General features: G+C 66.2%; 13 protein-coding genes and 1 tRNA gene. 6 read left to right on the forward strand and 8 right to left on the reverse strand.

Going from position 1 to position 18861, the window contains the following annotated elements:
* Positions 1-8: 8 nt before the first annotated feature.
* Positions 9-84: transfer RNA gene (locus tag FHX72_RS04110), tRNA-Val, on the reverse strand.
* Positions 75-617: a redoxin domain-containing protein gene (locus FHX72_RS04115; protein ID WP_183623135.1), complete on the reverse strand. Its 543-nt coding sequence runs from the start codon at positions 615-617 to the stop codon at positions 75-77. Before FHX72_RS04115 ends, FHX72_RS04110 begins: the two co-directional genes overlap by 10 nt.
* A gap of 120 nt (positions 618-737) precedes the next feature.
* Between FHX72_RS04115 and aceE the strand changes: the two genes are divergently transcribed.
* From aceE to fabF, 6 genes are all read left to right on the forward strand, one after another.
* Positions 738-3482 carry a pyruvate dehydrogenase (acetyl-transferring), homodimeric type gene (aceE, locus tag FHX72_RS04120; protein WP_068492577.1) on the forward strand — a complete coding sequence of 915 codons (2745 nt, stop codon included), beginning with the start codon at positions 738-740 and terminating at the stop codon, positions 3480-3482.
* A 39-nt stretch (positions 3483-3521) separates the two neighbouring features.
* On the forward strand, positions 3522-4766 hold the full coding sequence (locus FHX72_RS04125; RefSeq protein ID WP_082775211.1) for a PucR family transcriptional regulator: 1245 nt from the start codon (positions 3522-3524) through the stop codon (positions 4764-4766).
* A gap of 78 nt (positions 4767-4844) precedes the next feature.
* Positions 4845-5768: an ACP S-malonyltransferase gene (locus FHX72_RS04130; RefSeq protein WP_183624000.1), complete on the forward strand. Its 924-nt coding sequence runs from the start codon at positions 4845-4847 to the stop codon at positions 5766-5768.
* A 55-nt stretch (positions 5769-5823) separates the two neighbouring features.
* Positions 5824-6834 carry a beta-ketoacyl-ACP synthase III gene (locus FHX72_RS04135; protein WP_183623137.1) on the forward strand — a complete coding sequence of 337 codons (1011 nt, stop codon included), beginning with the start codon at positions 5824-5826 and terminating at the stop codon, positions 6832-6834.
* An 89-nt stretch (positions 6835-6923) separates the two neighbouring features.
* On the forward strand, positions 6924-7169 hold the full coding sequence (locus FHX72_RS04140) for an acyl carrier protein (RefSeq protein ID WP_068479114.1): 246 nt from the start codon (positions 6924-6926) through the stop codon (positions 7167-7169).
* 90 nt (positions 7170-7259) lie between these two features.
* The gene (gene fabF, locus FHX72_RS04145; protein WP_068492507.1) at positions 7260-8501 is read left to right on the forward strand and encodes a beta-ketoacyl-ACP synthase II; all 1242 of its coding nucleotides are present in this window, start codon (positions 7260-7262) and stop codon (positions 8499-8501) included.
* 134 nt (positions 8502-8635) lie between these two features.
* On the opposite strand, the gene FHX72_RS04150 is transcribed toward fabF, so the two are convergent.
* The 6 genes from FHX72_RS04150 to FHX72_RS04175 form a co-directional block, all read right to left on the reverse strand.
* Positions 8636-9142, reverse strand: coding sequence for a DUF3145 domain-containing protein (locus FHX72_RS04150; protein WP_068479120.1), 507 nt, complete (start codon positions 9140-9142; stop codon positions 8636-8638).
* Positions 9143-9319: 177 nt separating this feature from the next.
* Positions 9320-11869: an alpha-glucan family phosphorylase gene (gene glgP, locus FHX72_RS04155; RefSeq protein WP_183623139.1), complete on the reverse strand. Its 2550-nt coding sequence runs from the start codon at positions 11867-11869 to the stop codon at positions 9320-9322.
* A gap of 52 nt (positions 11870-11921) precedes the next feature.
* Positions 11922-12338 carry a hypothetical protein gene (locus FHX72_RS04160; RefSeq protein WP_183623141.1) on the reverse strand — a complete coding sequence of 139 codons (417 nt, stop codon included), beginning with the start codon at positions 12336-12338 and terminating at the stop codon, positions 11922-11924.
* 96 nt (positions 12339-12434) lie between these two features.
* Positions 12435-13754, reverse strand: a complete 1320-nt coding sequence (locus FHX72_RS04165; protein ID WP_183623143.1) for a glutamate-5-semialdehyde dehydrogenase — start codon at positions 13752-13754, stop codon at positions 12435-12437.
* Between the two features lie 32 nt (positions 13755-13786).
* Entirely contained in the window at positions 13787-14932 is a 1146-nt protein-coding gene (proB, locus tag FHX72_RS04170) for a glutamate 5-kinase (RefSeq protein WP_068479129.1), read from the reverse strand.
* Positions 14933-15033: 101 nt separating this feature from the next.
* Entirely contained in the window at positions 15034-18822 is a 3789-nt protein-coding gene (locus FHX72_RS04175; RefSeq protein ID WP_183623145.1) for an efflux RND transporter permease subunit, read from the reverse strand.
* Between the last annotated feature and the right edge of the window lie 39 nt (positions 18823-18861).

Consider the following 18861-nt stretch of genomic DNA (forward strand, 5'->3'; position numbering starts at 1 on the left):
GCGAAGAGTGGTGGGCCCGGCCGGGATCGAACCGACGACATCCACGGTGTAAACGTGGCGCTCTACCAGCTGAGCTACAGGCCCTCAGCCAGCAAGTGTAGCGCGGCCGCGTGCTCCGATCGACCACGGGCCTCGCCGGGGCGAGCGGATGCGACGAGACAGTAACTCCCGTCAGGTCGCACGAGGAACGATTTGCGCGTAGCTGTCCCGGCGGACTCGTCGAACGCGTCGTACGCACGAGCCGCGCGCCCGTGCGGCCAGAAGTCGCTGCATCCGCTGACGACCGAGGCGACCCCGAGCTCATGCAGCCAGACGCGCAGCGTCGCGGAGGTGTCGGTCGACACCACCAGAACTTCCGGCTGCACAAACGAGGGAGGAGCCGATGCCGCCTCCCGAGCCTCGGCAACCAGCTGAACGAGCGTCCCGATCTCGTCGGCGCACACTGGCGTGAACGCCATCGGAACGAACATGACAAGCCGTGCGGACGCCGCCGCACCCGCTACAAGACGCATCCCGCCTCGATGATCGACAAGAGAAATCGATTCGAGTGGCTGCGCGAATTCGCTCACGATCAGGCCCTCTCCGGTGACGATGTTCGGTTGTGCGCGCTTCGACAAGGATTCCCCTCAACCTGCGTGTGCATCGCACAAACCATAGATAGGCTAGCGGGTGGACTGCGCGTCATAAACTGGCGTGCGCCATAGACGTGACGAACCCGGAACGAAATGAGGTCGACGGTGGCTGTTAACAACCAGGATCCGTACTCAGAGCATTACGTTGACAGCGACCCCGAGGAGACCGCCGAATGGCGCGAATCGCTCGATGCGGTCGTAGACGCTCAGGGACACCAGCGCGGACGAGACATTATGCTCAGCCTTCTTGAGCGGTCTCGGGAGCGCCACCTCGGCGTTCCCATGGTTCCAATCACCGATTACGTGAACTCGATTGCGCCCGAGGACGAGCCAGAGTTCCCAGGTGACGAGTCGCTGGAGCGCACTTACCGCTCGTGGATCCGCTGGAACGCGGCCATGACGGTGCAGCGCGCGCAGCGCGAAGGTGTCGCCGTCGGCGGCCACATCTCCTCATACGCTTCGCAGGCGACGCTCTACGAAGTGGGTCTGAACCACTTCTTCAAGGGCTACGACCACGCGGAGGGGCCCGACCAGGTCTTCTTCCAGGGCCACGCCTCCCCCGGCAACTACTCGCGCGCCTTCCTCCAGGGCCAGATCAGCGCCGAGCAGCTCGACGGCTTCCGCCAGGAGCAGTCCGCTGCTCCGTTCGGCATGCCCTCGTACCCGCACCCGCGCCTCATGAAGGACTTCTGGCAGTTCCCGACGGTCTCGATGGGTATCGGACCGCTCAACGCGATCTGGCAGGCACAGTTCAACAAGTACCTCACCAACCGCGGCATCAAGGACGCCTCCGGTTCGCGCGTCTGGGCTTACCTGGGCGACGGCGAGATGGATGAGGTCGAGTCGCGCGGTCAGCTGCAGGTCGCCGCCAACCAGAACCTCGACAACCTCACCTTCGTCGTGAACTGCAACCTGCAGCGCCTTGACGGCCCAGTTCGCGGAAACGGCAAGATCATCCAGGAGCTCGAGAGCTTCTTCCGTGGCGCCGGCTGGCACGTCATCAAGGTCGTCTGGGGTCGCGAGTGGGACTCGCTGCTCGAGCGCGACAACAAGGGTGCGCTCCGCACGCTCATGAACGAGACGCCAGACGGCGACTTCCAGACGTACAAGACCGAGTCTGGTGGATTCGTCCGCGAGAACTTCTTCGGGCGTGACCCCGAGGCGCTCAAGCTCGTCGAAAACTACAGCGACGACGAGATCTGGGGCCTCAAGCGAGGCGGCCACGACTACCGCAAGGTGTACGCGGCGTACAAGGCGGCCACCGAGCACAAGGGCCAGCCGACCGTCATCCTCGCCCACACGATCAAGGGCTATGGCCTCGGACCGCACTTCGAGGGCCGTAACGCGACGCACCAGATGAAGAAGCTCACGCTTCCCGACTTGAAGGCGTTCCGCGACCAGTTGCACATCCCGATCTCGGATGCAGCGCTCGAGGCTGACGTCTACCAGCCGCCGTACTACAACCCGGGCCCCGACAACGAGGCGATCCAGTACATGCAGGAGCGACGCCGCGAGCTCGGCGGCTTCGTACCGGAGCGTCGCTCGAAGTTCACGCAGATCGCGGTTCCTGAAGACAAGACGTACTCGTCCATCAAGAAGGGCTCCGGAACGCAGGAGATCGCTTCGACGATGGCGTTTGTCCGCCTCCTCAAGGACCTCATGCGCTCGAAGGACTTCGGCGCACGCATCGTCCCGATCATCCCGGACGAGGCCCGCACGTTCGGCGTCGACGCGTTCTTCCCGACCGCGAAGATCTACAACCCCAACGGCCAGCACTACATGTCGGTCGACCGTGAGTTGCTCCTCGCCTACCGCGAGAGCGAGCAGGGTCAGATCAACCACGTCGGCATCAACGAGGCCGGCGCCATGGGCGCGTTCACGGCAGCAGCCACGTCGTACTCGACGCACGGCGAAGCCATGATCCCGATCTACATGTACTACTCGATGTTCGGCTTCCAGCGCACGGCAGACGCCATGTGGGCGGCGGCCGACCAGCTCTCGCGTGGCTTCCTCATCGGAGCCACCGCAGGGCGCACGACGCTCGCCGGCGAAGGACTGCAGCACATGGACGGCCACTCGCCGATCATCGCCGCGACCAACCCGGCAGTCGTCACCTACGACCCCGCGTACTCGTACGAGCTGGCACACATCATGCAGGCCGGAATCGAGCGGATGTTCGGCCCGGACTCCCAGTCGGAGAACCCGAAGCAGGACCCGAACGTCATGTACTACCTCACGGTGTACAACGAGCCGATGGTGCAGCCAGCCGAGCCGGAGAACGTCGACGTCGAGGGCATCCTCAAGGGCATCTACTACCTCAAGGGAACCGAAGCTTCCGGCCCGCGCGTGCAGCTGCTCGCGTCGGGTGTTGGCGTGCCGTGGGTTCTCGAGGCTCAGGAGATCCTCGAGAAGGACTGGGGAGTCGCAGCCGAGGTTTGGTCGGTCACGTCCTGGAACGAACTCCGTCGAGACGGCCTCCGTGCCGAGGAGTACAATTGGACGCACCCGAACGAGGAGCCGAAGGTTCCGTTCGTCACGGACAAGCTCCAGGCATCCGAGGGCCCTGTCATCGCGGTGAGCGACTTCTCGCACGCCGTGCAGGACCAGATCCGTCCGTTCGTGAAGAACGACTTCACGACGCTCGGTGCCGACGACTTCGGAATCTCCGACACGCGTCCGGCAGCTCGTCGCTACTACCTGATCGACAGCCACTCCGTTGTCGTCCGCGCTCTCGAGCGCCTCGCGACGCAGGGCAAGCTCGACCGCTCGGTCGTGCAGGAGGCTATCGACAAGTACGACCTGCACAACCCGAAGGCCGGCACGAGCGGCAGCGCGGGCGGAGACGCTTAAAAGCGCCCTCCCCTGCTCGCCTACTCACAGTTCGGAATCATGCCCGCTCCACGCACTAAGGACCAGACACTCAACTGGCTACGGTCGATCTCGGGAGAGCTCTCGACCGCAACAGTGAAGCGATTGGAAGAGACCCTTCCCTGGTTCGGGGACATGCCCCCTGGGCGACGAAGCGCCGTTGGCCTCGTCGCCCAGTCGGGTATCTCCTCTTTCATCGCCTGGTTCGAAGACCCCACCGCCACCCCGTGGGTGGCGGCGGACGTCTTCGATTCGGCGCCACGTGAGCTCCTGCGCTCGGTGAGCCTGCAGCAGACACTGCAGCTCATCCGAGTTGTCGTGGAGGTCGTCGAGGAGCGCACCAAGTCGACGGATGGCGACGTGCGCGAAGCGGTGCTGAAGTACTCACGCGACATCGCCTTCGCGGCGGCGGACGTCTACGCCCGCGCTGCGGAGGCAAGAGGGCTATGGGATGCGCGCCTCGAGGCACTTGTTGTCGACTCGATCCTCACGGGCGAGCACGACGATGAGCTCCCGAGCCGCATCGCCGCCCTCGGCTGGCACGGGCACGGCGAGGTGAGCGTGCTCGTGGGAACGACCCCGAGGATCCTCGAGGTCGACCAGATCCGCCGCACTGCCCGTCACAACAAGGTCGACCTCCTCGTCGGGGTCCAGGGCGGTCGCCTCGTGCTTGTCATCGGGCGAGCCCACCCTAACGGGGAGGGCGACGAGGCCGAACAGGTGCCGTTCATGGAGATCGCTGAACGGCTCGAGCCGAGCTTCGGCGACGGCCGTCTCGTGCTCGGCCCACCCGTGCCGAGCGTCGTCGAGGCATCGCGGAGCGCCCGCGCTGCACTCGCCGGATTCGCCGTAGCCGGAGCCTGGCGCAAGGCACAGCGCCCCATGCTCGCTGACGAGCTCCTGCCAGAGCGAGCACTCGCTGGCGACCCACTCGCACGGCAGACGCTCGTCGCACGCGTCTTCCGGCCGCTCGCCGACCACCAGAGCGACCTCCTCACCACTCTGTGGTGCTACCTCGACAACGGACGCTCCCTCGAAGCAACCGCTCGTGAACTCTTCGTGCATCCCAACACCGTGCGCTACCGCCTCAAGCGAGTCAGCGAAGTCATCGGGTGGGACGCCACTGGTCCGCGCGAGGCGCTCATCCTGCAGTGCGCGCTCATCCTCGGCAACATCGCCGAACCCAAGCAGCCAGACACGCGTCGACACTCGGGAACCGCTCCCGCGACGAACGTGGCCCGACGCGGCCGCCGCCCCACGCACTAGGAAACCTCTAATGATCTTTCGAGTTCTTGGGGCTGTTGCTACAGGGCTGAGGGCTCAGGTGCTGTCATGATGGAATTCATGATTGTCGTCACCTGCCCAGGCCAGGGTTCACAGACTCCAGGATTCCTGCTTCCGTGGATCGAGGACACGAGGAACCGGGACACGCTCGACCAGCTGTCCACGTCCTCCGGCATCGACCTCGTCAAGCACGGCACGGAGTCGGACGCCGACACCATCCGCGACACCGCTATCGCCCAACCGCTCATCGTGGCTGCCGGAATCCTCGCGTGGAACTCACTCATGGACCTCCCTGGCGCAGCTTCCGCTGTGCGCGGGGTTGCTGGTCACTCCGTCGGCGAGATCACGGCAGCATACGCAGCCGGCATCTTCGACGCAGACACCGCGATGCGCTTCGTCGCCCGCCGCTCCCAGCTCATGGCCCAGGACGCAGCTGCGACACCAACCAGCATGAGCGCCGTCCTCGGCGGTGACGAGCAGGTTGTCCTCGCGCGACTCGCCGAGCTCGACCTCACTCCAGCAAACTTCAACGGCGGCGGACAGATCGTCGCCGCAGGAGCCCCGGATGCACTCGACGCTCTCCGCAGCGAGCCGGCCGCCGGCACCCGAGTGATCCCGCTCAAGGTCGCCGGCGCGTTCCACACGCGCTACATGGAGCAGGCTCGCACCGCACTCGGCGCTGACGCCGAGCTGTTCGAGGTCCGCGACCCCGTACGCACGATCTGGTCGAACGAGACCGGCGAGACCGTAACGGACGGCGTCGAGTTCCGGGCCTCCCTTATCCGCCAGCTCGCGCAACCGGTCCGGTGGGATGCCTGCATGCGCTCCTTCGCGGAAGCGGGGGTCTCCTCGCTCATCGAACTCGCGCCAGCAGGAACCCTGAGCGGCCTCGCGAAGCGCGCGCTCAGGGGCACTCCGACGCTTGCGCTCTCCACCCCAGCCGACCTCGACGCAGCGCGCGAGCGCATCAGCGCCGACGCCTGACCCAGAACTGCCCTGCACCGCCCTGAACAGCCTGGGCATCCTCGAGAGGACTCGCATGACCACAGCAACACCAACCCTCGTGCAGTCGACGGGCGCGCAGTTCACGCGCATCCTCGCAATGGGCGCAGCCCGCGGCGAGCGCGTCGTACCGAACTCGGAGATCATCGAACCGATCAACTCGTCGGATGAGTGGATCCGCCAACGCACCGGCGTCATCACGCGGGTCCGCGCGAACGAGGACACGAGCGCACTCGACCTCGCGGTAGACGCCTCCCGCGAGGCCATCGAGCGCTCTGGCATCGACCCGAGCCGCATCGGAGCCGTCATCGTCGCGACGATCAGCAACGGGATGCAGACGCCGTCGCTCGCTGCTCGCCTTGCTGACCTCGTCGGGACGACTCCCGCCGCGGCGTACGACCTCAACGCCGCATGCGCCGGCTACTGCTACGCGGTGGCCCAGGCGGATGCACTCGTGCGCACCGGCGTCGCCGAGCACGTTCTTGTCGTCGGTACGGAGAAGCTCTCCGACCTCATCGACCCGACCGACCGCACGATCTCGTTCCTCCTCGGGGACGGCGCCGGGGCCGCGATCATCGGGCCGAGCGAGACTCCCGGCATCTCCAAGTCGATCCTCGGCTCCGACGGATCGCGTTGGGAAGCCGTCTCGATGAACGCCAGCCTGCAGGAGTACCGCCAGGGTGGCTCCGAGTGGCCGACGCTGCGCCAGGATGGCCCGAGCGTGTTCCGCTGGGCCGTCTGGGACATGGCCAAGGTCGCGCGTCGCGCGCTGGAGGAGGCCGGCATCACCGCCGACCAGCTCTCCGCCTTCATCCCACACCAGGCGAACATGCGCATCGTCGACGAGTTCGCGAAGCAGCTGGCACTGCCGGACCACGTTGTCATCGCCCGCGACATCGCGACGACCGGCAACACGTCGGCCGCATCCGTGCCGCTGGCGACGCACCGTCTGCTCGAGGAGAACCCCGAACTCTCGGGTGGGCTCGCCCTGCAGATCGGCTTCGGCGCGGGCCTCGTCTACGGCGCCCAGGTCGTCGTACTCCCATAACGGGCAAAAGAAGTCCCCGCACGCCTCCACCACGCACACCCGCCGACCAATACACTTGGCTCGGTCATTGACAATCAAGGAGAAACACCATGGCACTTACCAACGACGAAGTTCTCGCGGGACTCGCTGAACTCGTAAACGACGAGACCGGAATCGCGGCTGACACGGTCACGGTTGAGAAGTCCTTCACCGACGACCTCGACATCGATTCGATCTCCATGATGACGATCGTCGTCAACGCCGAAGAGAAGTTCGACGTCAAGATCCCGGACGACGAGGTCGCAAACCTCAAGACCGTGGGCGACGCCGTCAACTTCATCGTCGCAGCGTCCTAAGTACGCTCCTCCATTAAGAGTGGGCGGCTTGCGCCGCCCACTCTTAGTGACTGTTTCACCTTCGCCCCAGTTCATTCAGGAGCAGTTGTCATGACCAAGAAAATTGTCGTCACCGGAATCGGAGCGACCTCCCCGCTCGGCGGAGACGCCCGCAGCACGTGGGAAGCGCTCCTCGCAGGTGAGTCAGGAGCTCGGACGCTCGAGGCCGAATGGGTCGCGAAGTACCAGATCCCCATCGAATTCGCCGCGACCGCCAAGGTTCCAGCAAGCGAGGTGCTCCCTCGCCACGAGGCGAAGCGCCTTGACCCCTCAAGCCAGTTCGCGCTCATCGCGGGTCGTGAGGCATTTGCCGACGCCGGCCTCGCGGTTGGCGATATCCCCGCCGAGCGTCTCCTCGTCGACTGGGCAACGGGCATCGGCGGCGTGTGGACGCTGCTTGACGCCTGGGACACCCTTCGCGAGAAGGGACCGCGCCGCGTCATGCCGCTCACGGTTCCCATGCTCATGCCAAACGGACCCGGAGCCGCGATCGGGATGGACATCCAGGCTCGCGCCGGAGTCCGCACCGTCGTCTCCGCGTGCGCGTCGAGCACCGAGGCCATCACGGACGCCTACGAGCACCTGCAGCAGGGCCTCGCGGATGTCGTGGTCGCCGGCGGCTCCGAAGCGGCTATCCACCCCCTCCCCGTCGCTTCCTTCGCAGCCATGCAGGCGCTCTCGAAGCGCAACGACGACCCCTCGCACGCCTCCCGCCCCTACGACGTGAGCCGAGACGGGTTCGTGCTCGGTGAAGGCGCAGCGGCGCTTGTGCTCGAGACCGAAGAGCACGCGCTCGCGCGCGGCGCCCGCATCTACGCCGAACTCATCGGCGGCGGCGTCACGGCGGATGCGCACCACATCACGGCACCGGATCCCGAAGGCACCGGAGCAGCGCGCGCCATCAGGGCAGCGCTTGGCCAGGCTGGCGTTGCCGTCGAGGATGTTACACACATCAACGCGCACGCCACGTCGACGCCCGTCGGAGACATCGCGGAGTTCACGGCCCTCAAGTCCGTGTTCGGCGACCACCTCGCATCGATCCCCGTCTCCGCGACGAAGGCCTCCACGGGCCACCTGCTTGGCGGTGCCGGTGCCATCGAAGCGATGTTCACGGTGCTGGCGCTCTCCGAAGGCACACTGCCTCCGACGATCAACCTCAACGAGCAGGACCCGGCGATCCACCTCGACGTCGTCACCAAGCCCCGGCTCTTCGAGGCCTCCGGCAAGGTCGCAATCTCGACCTCGTTCGGCTTCGGCGGGCACAACGCCGTCGTCGCGTTCCGCGGCGTCTAGAGACCTCGCCGTTCGGCCTCTCCAGGGCCCAGACAGAACTGTGGCCCCTCAGGTGAGAACCTGAGGGGCCACAGTCTTTGGAGTATCAGAACCGCTACCAGCAAGCCTTTCGGCTGGCCTTCAGCGTGGCGGACCTAGCCGACTCGGTGGTGCATCCACACGACGGGACTTTCGTCGCCGGCGATGCGGAAAGGCTCCAGCTCGTCGTCCCATGCCTGCCCAAGCGCGAGGCGCAGTTCGCGGTGGAGCTCAGAGGCGTTACCGCCCGCGATCTCCATCGCGTACCGAACGCGTTCTTCCGGAACCGCGACGCCGCCAGAGGCATCCGTCTGGGCGTAGTAGATACCAAGCTCAGGCGTGTGCATCCAACGACCGCCATCGACGCCAGGACGCGCGTCCTCGGTGACTTCGAAGCGAAGGTGAGCCCAGCCTCGCAGATGCGACGCAATGGCCGCCCCCGCACCAGGCTCGCCTTCCCAGGTGAATTCAGCGCGCAACTGCCCAGGAATGACCGGCTGGTCAATCCAAGGAAGGTTGACGGCGTACCCGAGGGCGCGACCGACACCCCACTCGACGTGCTGGCAAAGCGCCTTAGGAGAGGAGTGCACGTAGAGCACCCCTCCTGCGTTCGGTGCAACCATGAGTTCTCCTCCATTCGTTTGGTGATTCGTCTTCCCCAACGATCACGTGATGAATGGATGCGAACTGCATCGTTTACCAGACGTCGACATTTCTGTCGTCTCTTGAATTATGCCCGACGGCGGCGTCGAATGACAAGCCTGTCATTAGTTTCGACGCCGCCGTCCTTCAGTGGGCCCTCAGGAAGGGAGGCGAACCAGTCCGAGCTCGGCCGGTGCCTGCAGGAACGCGTGCTGAGGCTGCACCCGAACCGTGAAGCCGAGGCGCCCTGGCGCGTCGATGGGCACCTCGACGACGAAGTCGGACGACCCGTCAGCGACCGGCCGCATCTCGGCGATGCGGGCACCAAGCAGCTCGCCGTCTTCGTCCGGCGCCCCCACAACGGCCTCGACCAGCACGTCGTCGGACGTCAACTGGCCGAGCGCGAGACGTGCGGAGAGGCGGAGCCCCTCCCCTGTCTTCGGCTCCGGATTCTCGGCGACGACCGACTCGACCCGCACGCTGGGCCATGCCGCGCGCACATCGCCGAGCCACGCGGCGAACGCACGCGTCGCCGCGACCTCCGACGCGACTCGAGCCGAGCGACCGGCGGGCAGATACAGGTCGTTGACGTAGTCGCGGACCATGCGTTCAGCCGCAACCTTCGGCCCCACGACGGCGATCGAGCGGCGTACCTTCTCGACCCACTCGGTCGGGAGGCCGCGCTCGTCGCGCTCGTAGAAGAGCGGTGCGATCTCGTGCTCCAGGATGTCGTACAGCGCACCGGCCTCGAGCGCGTCACGCGTGCGCTCGTCGACTCCATGCATGTCTGGGATCGTCCAGCCGACGGAGTCATCGGCCATCTCGTCCCACCAGCCGTCAGAGATCGAGAACGTCAGGCACCCGTTCATGACGGCCTTCATGCCAGACGTGCCCGATGCTTCCTGCGGGCGCACGGGGTTGTTGAGCCAGACGTCGCTCCCCGCCACGAGGTGCTTGGCGATCGTGACGTTGTAGTCGGGCAGGAACACGATGCGGTCGCGCACTCCGGCCTCGTCAGCGAAGTTCACGAGCTGCTGCAGGAGCTGCTTGCCGCCCATGTCGGCCGGGTGCGCCTTGCCTGCGATCACGAACTGCACGGGACGCTCCGCGTTGTTCAGAATGCGCGCCAGCCGCTCGCGGTCCTGCAGCATGAGCGTGAGCCGCTTGTAGGTCGAGACGCGTCGCGCGAAGCCGATCGTGAGCCGCTCGGGGTCAAGCACGTCTCGGATCCAGCCGAGTTCCGCATCCTGTGCTCCACGCGCCTTCCAGGACGCCCGCACGGAGTCCCGCGCTCGCTTCACGAGCTCCGCGCGGAGCTCGCCGCGGATGCGCCACAGCTCCTCAGCACCAACCGCGTCCGGGTGATCCCACGTGTTGGAGGTGGCGAGGTCCCTGCCACCGTTCATCGCCTCGATGACCGGCATCATCGACGGGCGCGTCCAGCTCGGGATGTGCACACCGTTCGTGACGGAGCCGATCGGGACCTCCTCAGCCTCCACTCCCGGGTAGAGCTTGGCGAACATCCCCCGCGACACGACCCCGTGGAGCTTCGCGACACCGTTGGCGTACTGAGCGAGCCTGAGGCCGAGGTGCGCCATGTTGAAGAGGCCCGGGTCGTCTTCGGCGCCGAGTTCCATGATGCGCGGGGACGGGACGGCGGGGACCAGGGTGTGGCCGCCGGAGGATCCCAGGTAACGCTGGACGACATGCGAGTCGAAACGGTCGATACCCGCAGGGACGGGCGTGTGAGTCGTGAAGACGGTGCTCGACCGTACGGTCGCGAGAGCTGTCTCGAAGTTCTCACCGCTCTCCATGAGCTGGCCGATGCGCTCGATGCCGGAGAAGCCGGCGTGACCCTCGTTGAGGTGGAAGACCGTCGGTTGGGCCCGCCCACGGAGCTTGGTGTACGCCTGGACCGCGCGCACGCCTCCAACGCCGAGCACAAGCTCCTGCCGGATACGGTGCTCTGCGTCGCCCCCATAGAGGCGGTCGGTGATCGCTCGGAAGTCTTCCGGGTTGGTCGGCAGGTTCGTGTCGAGCAGCAGCAGCGGGATGCTGCCGACCTGCGCTTCCCACACGGCGATGTCCAGGGCGCGCCCATCGGGGAAGCCGAGCGAGACGTGGAGCTGCACACCATCGGCGTCGAGAACCGGGTCGACGGCGAGGTCGGTCGGCGGGTGTTCTGTGTAGGCCTCCTGCTGCCATCCCTCACGGGAGAGCGTCTGCGAGAAGTAGCCGTAGGTGTACAGGAGCCCGATGCCGATGATCGGTGCCCCGAGGTCGCTAGCGCTCTTGAGATGGTCGCCGGCAAGGACACCGAGGCCGCCTGAGTAGACCGGCAGGGACTCGGTGATGCCGAACTCCATCGAGAAGTAGGCGACGCTCGTGGCCGCGTCTTCCGTGTCTCTCGTGTGCTTGCGGAACCAACGCTCGCTCTCGAGGTACGCCGAGAGGTCCTGGGTCTCCTCGGCAAGACGAGCGAGGAAGTCGTCGTCGGCTGCGAGCTCCGCGACTCGCGTTGCCGAAAGTGAGCGGAGCATCACGACCGGGTTACGGCCGCAGGAACGCCAGAGCTGCTCGTCGATGCCTGCGAACAGGCGCTCGGCGCTTGGGTGCCAGGACCATCGCAGGTTCTTGGCGAGGGTACGCAGAGAAGCGAGCTCTGCGGGGAGAACGGTGGATACGGACAGCGAGTCGTAGGCCTTCACGCCGTACAGCGTAGTCCCGAAATGCGGCCTCGCTGCGTCGCGCGGATGAACGTCAGCGGACGGAAGAAGTGACCGTCGCGATGATCTCGCGGGCGGCAGCGGCACGCCCCTGTAGGTCCTGCCAGATCCACGCTGCTGAACGCGCGTCCACGGGCACGAAGCTCGTCAGCGTTCCGGCCGGATTCGAGACCCGCACCTCGTAGCCACCGACGACCCGATCCTCCTTGACGAGCAGGAAGAGCAGGCTGAAGATCGTCAGGACAAAGAAGCCCGCGATGGCGACGATGATGGCCCAGGTCGGGATCGCTCGCTCGACGCGCGACATGTTCGTGACGAAGACCGTCGAGCCGGCGGTCGGCAGCGAACCATACGGACCAGCAATGCGGTCTCGCGACACCTCGAGCTCACCGAGAAACACTCGGTCGAGGGTTTGCGGCTGGTTCTCGATGGGCAGTGGGGTGCTGGTCATGATCGTCCCTTCTCGTCTTCCAGAAGGCTACGGGGCGCGCCTGACCAAGCGCGTCATCACCTGGTCTGATCTTCCACCGGTGCGCCCGGTGGCTGCTCAGGAACGGATCTGACCGTCGCCCGTGACGACCCATTTCGTCGTCGTGAGCTCCTCGAGACCCATAGGCCCGCGGGCGTGCAGTTTCTGCGTCGAGATACCAAGCTCGGCGCCGAGCCCGAACTGGCCACCGTCGGTGAAGCGAGTGGATGCGTTGACGATCACGGCCGCCGCGTCGACTTCAGCCGTGAACCGCTCGGCGGCCTGCAACGAGCTCGTGACGATGGCCTCTGTGTGGCCGGTGGAGAATTCGCGGATGTGCTCGAGCGCCTGATCGAAGTCATCGACGACGCGCACGGCGATCTCGTAGTCGAGGTACTCCGTGGCCCAGTCCTCGTGCGTGGCTTCGAGTACCTCGATGCCGTCAGGCGCGGCGGCACGCGTCCGGTTGTCACCGTGCAGCCGAACACCGCGGCTGCTGAGCTCCGAGAGGGCCGACGGCAGGAAGTCGCCTGCGGCATCCGCGTGGACCAGCAGGGTCTCAGCCGCGTTGCAGACACCGACACGGTGCGTCTTGGAGTTGATGATGATCTCAAGGGCCATGTCCAGTTCGGCCGTGCTGTCGACATAGACGTGACAGTTGCCGACACCCGTCTCGATGACAGGCACACGTGACTCACGGACGACAGTCTGAATCAGGCCAGCGCCGCCCCGAGGCACGACGAGATCTACGTGGCCTCGGGCACGCATGAGGGCGCGCGCCCCCGCACGACCGTACTCGTCGATCGACTGCACAAGATCGGCGGGGAGCCCGTAGGACTCGAGCGCGTCGCGCAGCGTTCCGATGATGGCTTGGTTCGACGACTCGGCGGCGGACCCACCGCGGAGCAGCACCGCGTTACCGCTCTTCAGCGCGAGTCCCGCGACGTCGACCGTCACGTTCGGGCGCGCTTCGTAGATAACACCGATGACGCCCATCGGCACGCGCAGCTGACGCAGTCGGAGGCCGTTCGCGAGCGTCGACCCTCGAACGACTGCACCGACGGGGTCGGGAAGCGCGGCAACTTCGCGGAGAGAGTCTGCGATGCCTCTGATGCGGGTCTCGTCGAGCGCGAGGCGATCCAGCAGGCCGCCCGACATTCCAGAGGATCGCCCACGCTCGAGGTCCTGGGCGTTCCCAGCGAGGATCTCCGGTGCTGCTGCCTCGAGGGCGTCGGCGAGCGCGAGGAGCGCGCCGTCTTTCTGCGCACGCGTCGACCGCGCCAGCACTCGCGACGATGCGCGGGCCCGTCCGGCGAATTCGATGATGGCGGCGCTCGCCGCCTCGTCCGCGTTGCCCTCGTCGACCGTTTCCGCGCGCTCACCCTGCAAGATCGTCATGACAGAGAATTCTACGCCGCGCGGGTCGTCGCTCAGTTGACGCGGAGGCCCTTCGGGCGGACCAGCACGAGGTCGTCGCGGTGAATGACCTCCCGGTCGTAGCCGGAGCCGAGGGACTCGCGCAGGGCGCTCGACGATTGGCCGAGCATCTCGGGGATCTCCACGGAGTCGAAGCCGCTGAGCCCTCGCGCGATCACGGCGCCGCTCTTCGAGACGAGCTCGACGGGGTCGCCCGCCACGAACTCGCCTTCGACGTCGACGATTCCCGCCGCGAGCAGCGATGCGCGCCCGCCGAGGACCGCATCAACCGCACCGTCGTCGAGGACGACCTTGCCCTGGACTCGCGCCGCATGCGCGATCCAGAGGCGCTTGCGCGAAGAGCGCTTGCCGGTCGGCGCGAACCACGTGCCGACTCGCTCGCCGGCAATCGCCGGCCGTGCGTTGTCGGCCTTAGTGAGCACAACCGGGATGCCGGATCCGGTGGCGATGGAGACCGATTCAAGCTTCGTGAGCATGCCACCGGTACCGACGTCGCTCCCCCTGCCGGACACCTCGATGCCCTCGAGGTCGCTCGGACCGAGCACCTCAGTAATACGCCTGGTGCCCTCCCGGCTGGGCGGCCCGTCGTAGAGCCCGTCGACGTCCGTGAGCAGCACAAGCGCGTCGGCGCCGACAAGCTGAGCGACGAGCGCGGCAAGGCGGTCGTTGTCGCCGAACCGCAGTTCGTCGGTCACGACGGCGTCGTTCTCGTTCACGATCGGCACGACGCCGAGTCGGAACAGGCGCTCGAGCGAGCGCTGCGCGTTCTTGTAGCGCGTGCGGCGAACCGTGTCCTCGGCCGTCAGGAGAATCTGCCCGACCGTGATCGCCCTGTCGGCGAACGCCTCGGCGTAGCGGGCCACGAGCATCCCCTGACCGACGGACGCGGCCGCCTGGGCGGTCGCCACGTCACGGGGCCTTGATGGCAGCCCGAGCGGGCCGATGCCCGCTGCAACAGCGCCAGAGGTCACGAGCAGAGTCTGAAGGCCCAGGTCATGCCGATCGGCGATGACCTGCACGAGCGAGCGCAGCGCCTCGAGGTTCAGGTGTCCGTCGGCGCCGGTCAGCGACGAGGAACCGATCTTGACCACGATGCGGTGGGCGGTCAAGAGCTGAGCACGGGCGGCGATCGGATGCATCCGTCTATTCTCTCCCCATCCTCGGCACATCTCGAACGCCGACTTGACGCCTCACGGCCGACAGCAAGACGGCGCCGCGCTCTCGCGCGACGCCGTCAGGCTCAGCTGGCTGCAGGTGATGCAGTCAGCGCCTTCTTCCGTGCAGCGGCCTCGGCCTTCCTCTCAGCACGTGCTGCGCGCTTCGCGGCTCGGCGGTCTGCACGCCGCTCCACGCTCGAGTACAGGACGGGCACAAGCACGAGAGTAAGCAGAGTCGAGCTCATGAGACCGCCGATCACGACGATGGCGAGCGGCCGTGAGATGAAGACTCCACCACCGGTCAGCCCCAGTGACATCGGCACCAGCGCGAAGATCGTCGCGGCAGCCGTCATGAGGATCGGCCGTAGTCGCAGTCGTGTTCCGTGCACAATCGCATCGTGCACGCTCGCGCCGCGTTCTCTGATGTGGTTGATGAGGTCGATCAGCACGATCGCGTTGGTGACCACGATTCCGATGAGCATCAGCAGACCGATGAGCGAGGGCAGACCGAGCGGCGTGTCCGTCAACAGCAGCAGCGCGACCGCTCCCGTGGCCGCGAACGGCACAGAGACGAGCAGGATCAGTGGCTGCATGAGGCTGCGGAACGTCGCCACCATGATCAGGAACACCAAGACGATCGCCAGCAGCATCGCCATGCCGAGCTGCTCGAACGACTCATTCTGATCGGCCGAGGCGCCGCCGACGACAAACGTCACTCCGGCAGGCAGCGTGAGACTGTCGGTTGCCGCGTAGACGGACTCGGTGACGGTTCCGAGCTGCCCATCGGCAGGCGTGATCGAGACTGTGACCTGACGGGCTCCGTCGTTGCGCGTGATCGCGCTCGGCGTCGTCTCCTCCCGGACTGCGGCGATGTCACCGAGTCGGATCGGAGTCGCCTTCGTATCGACGAGTCCCTCCTGCCTTGCCTGCGTCTCCTGCGCCTCGAGCGTCTGAGCCGCCATATCCTCCTGAGCCTTCACTGCCGCATCGACACCGGCGTTCGCCTGTTCGATGCCCGACTCGGCCTGCGTGATCGCGTCGGTCAACGCCGCGATCTGGGCATCCCGCTCGGCCTGGGCAGCCTGCTCTGGCGTCATGGCGGACCCCGCGTCAGGAACCGCCGGAGTCAGCGGGGCAGTCTGGAGCGTCTCCAGCTGGGTCTGCAACTCAGAGAGCTGGGACGAGACCGTGTCACGCGCCTCAACAGCGTCATTGACCGTCTGCTGCATCTGCTCGGTGGCCTCTGCCTGCTGTTCTTCTGCCTTCGCCTCCTGCTCGTCCGTGAACGCATCCGTCGCGTCCTGGATGGCACGCTGTTGCTGGACCGCGGTCACGGGCAACTGCATAAGCGCAAGCTGATCAAGCGCGACTGGTCCCTGGGTCGGAGCGATCACGATGTCACGGTCGACACCCTCGAGCCGCACCGATCCGAGCGGAGTGCCATTGAGGGCGGCGGAGACGGCCTGGCCGACCGTCGCCTGCGTGTAGCCGAAGCCGGCGGCCTTGCTGCGGTCGACATCTACGACAACGACGTTGCCACCAGTACTGAGATCGTTGGTGACGGCAGTCACACCAGGGAGATCCTTGACCGCATCGCTGAGCTGTGTTGCGGCCTGGCTCAGCGCATCGGCGTCGTTGCCCTGGATGGCGAGCTGCACGTCGCTCGCGAGCGCCGAGGACGCCGCCGTCGTGACGGTCACCTCGCCGACGTCGCTGAGCCCGCCGAAGTCCGCCCGAAGGCTGTTGGCGACGGTCTCTGCATCCTGTCCCTCGACTGGGATGACCGTGATCGACGTGTCTCCCCCGCCACCGGCGAAGGCGCTCGCCCCGCTCGCCCCGATCGAGCTCACGAACGTCTCCACGCTGTCCTTGGTCGCGAGCACCGCCTCGAGCTTCTCCGCGCTCGCCAGGCTCTGCTCGATCGTGGTTCCCTGCGCGAGCTTCTGCTCCACGACGATGGTCTCGTCGCCCATGCTTCCCAGGAAGTCGCTGCGGAGAGCCGTCGCGCCGACTCCGGTCAACAAGAGCAGCGCCAGCGCGGCGGCGATCGTGCGGCGCGGGTGACGCAGCGTCGCGTCGAGAATCGGGACGAACACCCGCTGCAGGCCGTCGTACGACGAACCCTCCTCGCCGTCGCCACGCGCATGGACAACTCCGGATGCGGATGCGGGGACAGGCAGCAGCGACTTCCCGCGCTGCTCTCGCTTCGCGTTCTTCGCCTCGAGCTTCTCGGCCTGACGTGCCCAACGGCGCTCTGCCGACGCCTCCTGGCGAGCCGCCCAGGCGGTCTGTGCCGCACGCGCCCTGATGAACCGCTCGCGCTTCATGGGCTTGGACGGACGACGCAGCATCCAGTAGGCGAACACCGGAACGATGGTGAGCGCGACAACAAGCGAGGCGATCAGCGCGATCGAAACCGTCACCGCGAACGGCCGGAAGAGCTGGCCGACGATGTCGCCGACAAACGCGATGGGGAGGAAGACCGCGACCGTCGTCAGGGTCGACGCCGTAATCGCACCCGCAACCTGTCCGACAGAGCCCACGATGCCCTCGATAGTGAGCGCGCCGTCCCCCTGCCGTCGCTTGATGTTCTCGATCACCACGATCGAGTCGTCAACCACACGCCCGACGGCGATCGTGAGCGCACCGAGCGTCAGGATGTTGAGCGAATACTCGCCAACATTCAGGCCGACCATCGTGATGAGCAGCGACATCGGGATGGAGATGGCCGCGACGATGGTGGAGCGGAACGAGGCGAGGAACAGGAAGATGACGAGCACTGCGAAGAGGAGGCCAAGCCCGCCCTCGACTGAGAGGTCGTGGATGGACTGCTCGATGTATGGGGCCTGATTCTCGATCTCCGTGAACACCACGTTCGAGGGAAGAGTCGGGGTGATCTCGGTCAGCTTCTCCGTCACACCGTGGGCGACGGACACCGTGCTCGCGTCAGCGGCCTTGGTGATGCTGAGCGTCAGGGTCTCGGCGCCATTCACGCGGGAGAGGGAGGTCGGCGGTACCTCCTTGAGGTCAACGTCCGCGAACTGAGAGAGGAGCACAGTGGAGTCCTCGGTCGTGAAGGGAAGCGCGCGGATGGCGTCGAGGGTGTCGAGCTGGGAGCCGACCTGCACGGAGATCTCACCGCTGCCTCCCGTCACGTCGCCGGCGGGCAGCACAAGACCCGCCGCTGTGAGCGTCGGCTCGATCATCGCCGTGTCGATCTTCAGTGCGTCGACGTCAGCCTGGCGCAGACTGATCTCGACTCGTTCCTCACGCGCGCCGGAAACCTGGACGTTCTGCACGCCGTCAACCTGCGAGAGGGCGGGGACCACGGTGTCCGTGAGCGTCTTCGAGAGCGTGGCCGTATCCGTGTCGGACGACGCGCCGAGCGTCAGGACGGGTAGCGCGTCGAGCGAGAACGTCATGAGCTCGGCTGTCGATGACTCCGGACGGACGGCCTCGGTCGACTCGACTGCTGCGCGAAGATCCGCCTCAACCTGCGACTTGTCGGCGTCGAAGCTCCACGCGACGATGATCTGCGCAAACCCCTCGGAGGTCGTCGACGTCACCGACTGCACTTCCGAGACCGCGCGAAGAGCATTCTCGATGGGTTCGGTGACCTCGGAGACCATCACGTCCGGAGACGCGCCGTCGAGAGTCGCGGTGACGAAGCCCTGCGGAATCTCCATGGACGGCATGAGCTCCTGCTTGAGCTGTGCCGTCGAGATGATCCCTGCCGCAGCGATCGCCGCGGTGAGCAGTCCGATCAGAATTCGATACTTGAGACTCAGACGGGTGAGCACAGACACAGAGGGCCCTTTCGACGCGACACGACGCCGAGCGATGACCTGGCGCCACTCAATCTTGTCGCCCATGAACTTCCTCGGAATCACCCGAAAGGACGGGTTCCTCGT

This window comes from Pseudoclavibacter helvolus (genome assembly GCF_014191305.1).
GTDB lineage: Bacteria > Actinomycetota > Actinomycetes > Actinomycetales > Microbacteriaceae > Pseudoclavibacter > Pseudoclavibacter helvolus.

Excerpts from the sequence above, each read along its gene's own strand:
- FHX72_RS04125 (WP_082775211.1), top strand. The coding sequence starts at position 3,522 with ATGCCCGCTCCACGCACTAAGGACCAGACACTCAACTGGCTACGGTCG.
- FHX72_RS04130 (WP_183624000.1), top strand. The coding sequence starts at position 4,845 with ATGATTGTCGTCACCTGCCCAGGCCAGGGTTCACAGACTCCAGGATTC.
- FHX72_RS04135 (WP_183623137.1), top strand. The coding sequence starts at position 5,824 with ATGACCACAGCAACACCAACCCTCGTGCAGTCGACGGGCGCGCAGTTC.
- FHX72_RS04140 (WP_068479114.1), top strand. The coding sequence starts at position 6,924 with ATGGCACTTACCAACGACGAAGTTCTCGCGGGACTCGCTGAACTCGTA.
- fabF (WP_068492507.1), top strand. The coding sequence starts at position 7,260 with ATGACCAAGAAAATTGTCGTCACCGGAATCGGAGCGACCTCCCCGCTC.
- FHX72_RS04150 (WP_068479120.1), bottom strand. The coding sequence starts at position 9,142 with ATGGTTGCACCGAACGCAGGAGGGGTGCTCTACGTGCACTCCTCTCCT.
- FHX72_RS04160 (WP_183623141.1), bottom strand. The coding sequence starts at position 12,338 with ATGACCAGCACCCCACTGCCCATCGAGAACCAGCCGCAAACCCTCGAC.
- FHX72_RS04165 (WP_183623143.1), bottom strand. The coding sequence starts at position 13,754 with ATGACGATCTTGCAGGGTGAGCGCGCGGAAACGGTCGACGAGGGCAAC.
- proB (WP_068479129.1), bottom strand. The coding sequence starts at position 14,932 with ATGCATCCGATCGCCGCCCGTGCTCAGCTCTTGACCGCCCACCGCATC.
- FHX72_RS04175 (WP_183623145.1), bottom strand. The coding sequence starts at position 18,822 with ATGGGCGACAAGATTGAGTGGCGCCAGGTCATCGCTCGGCGTCGTGTC.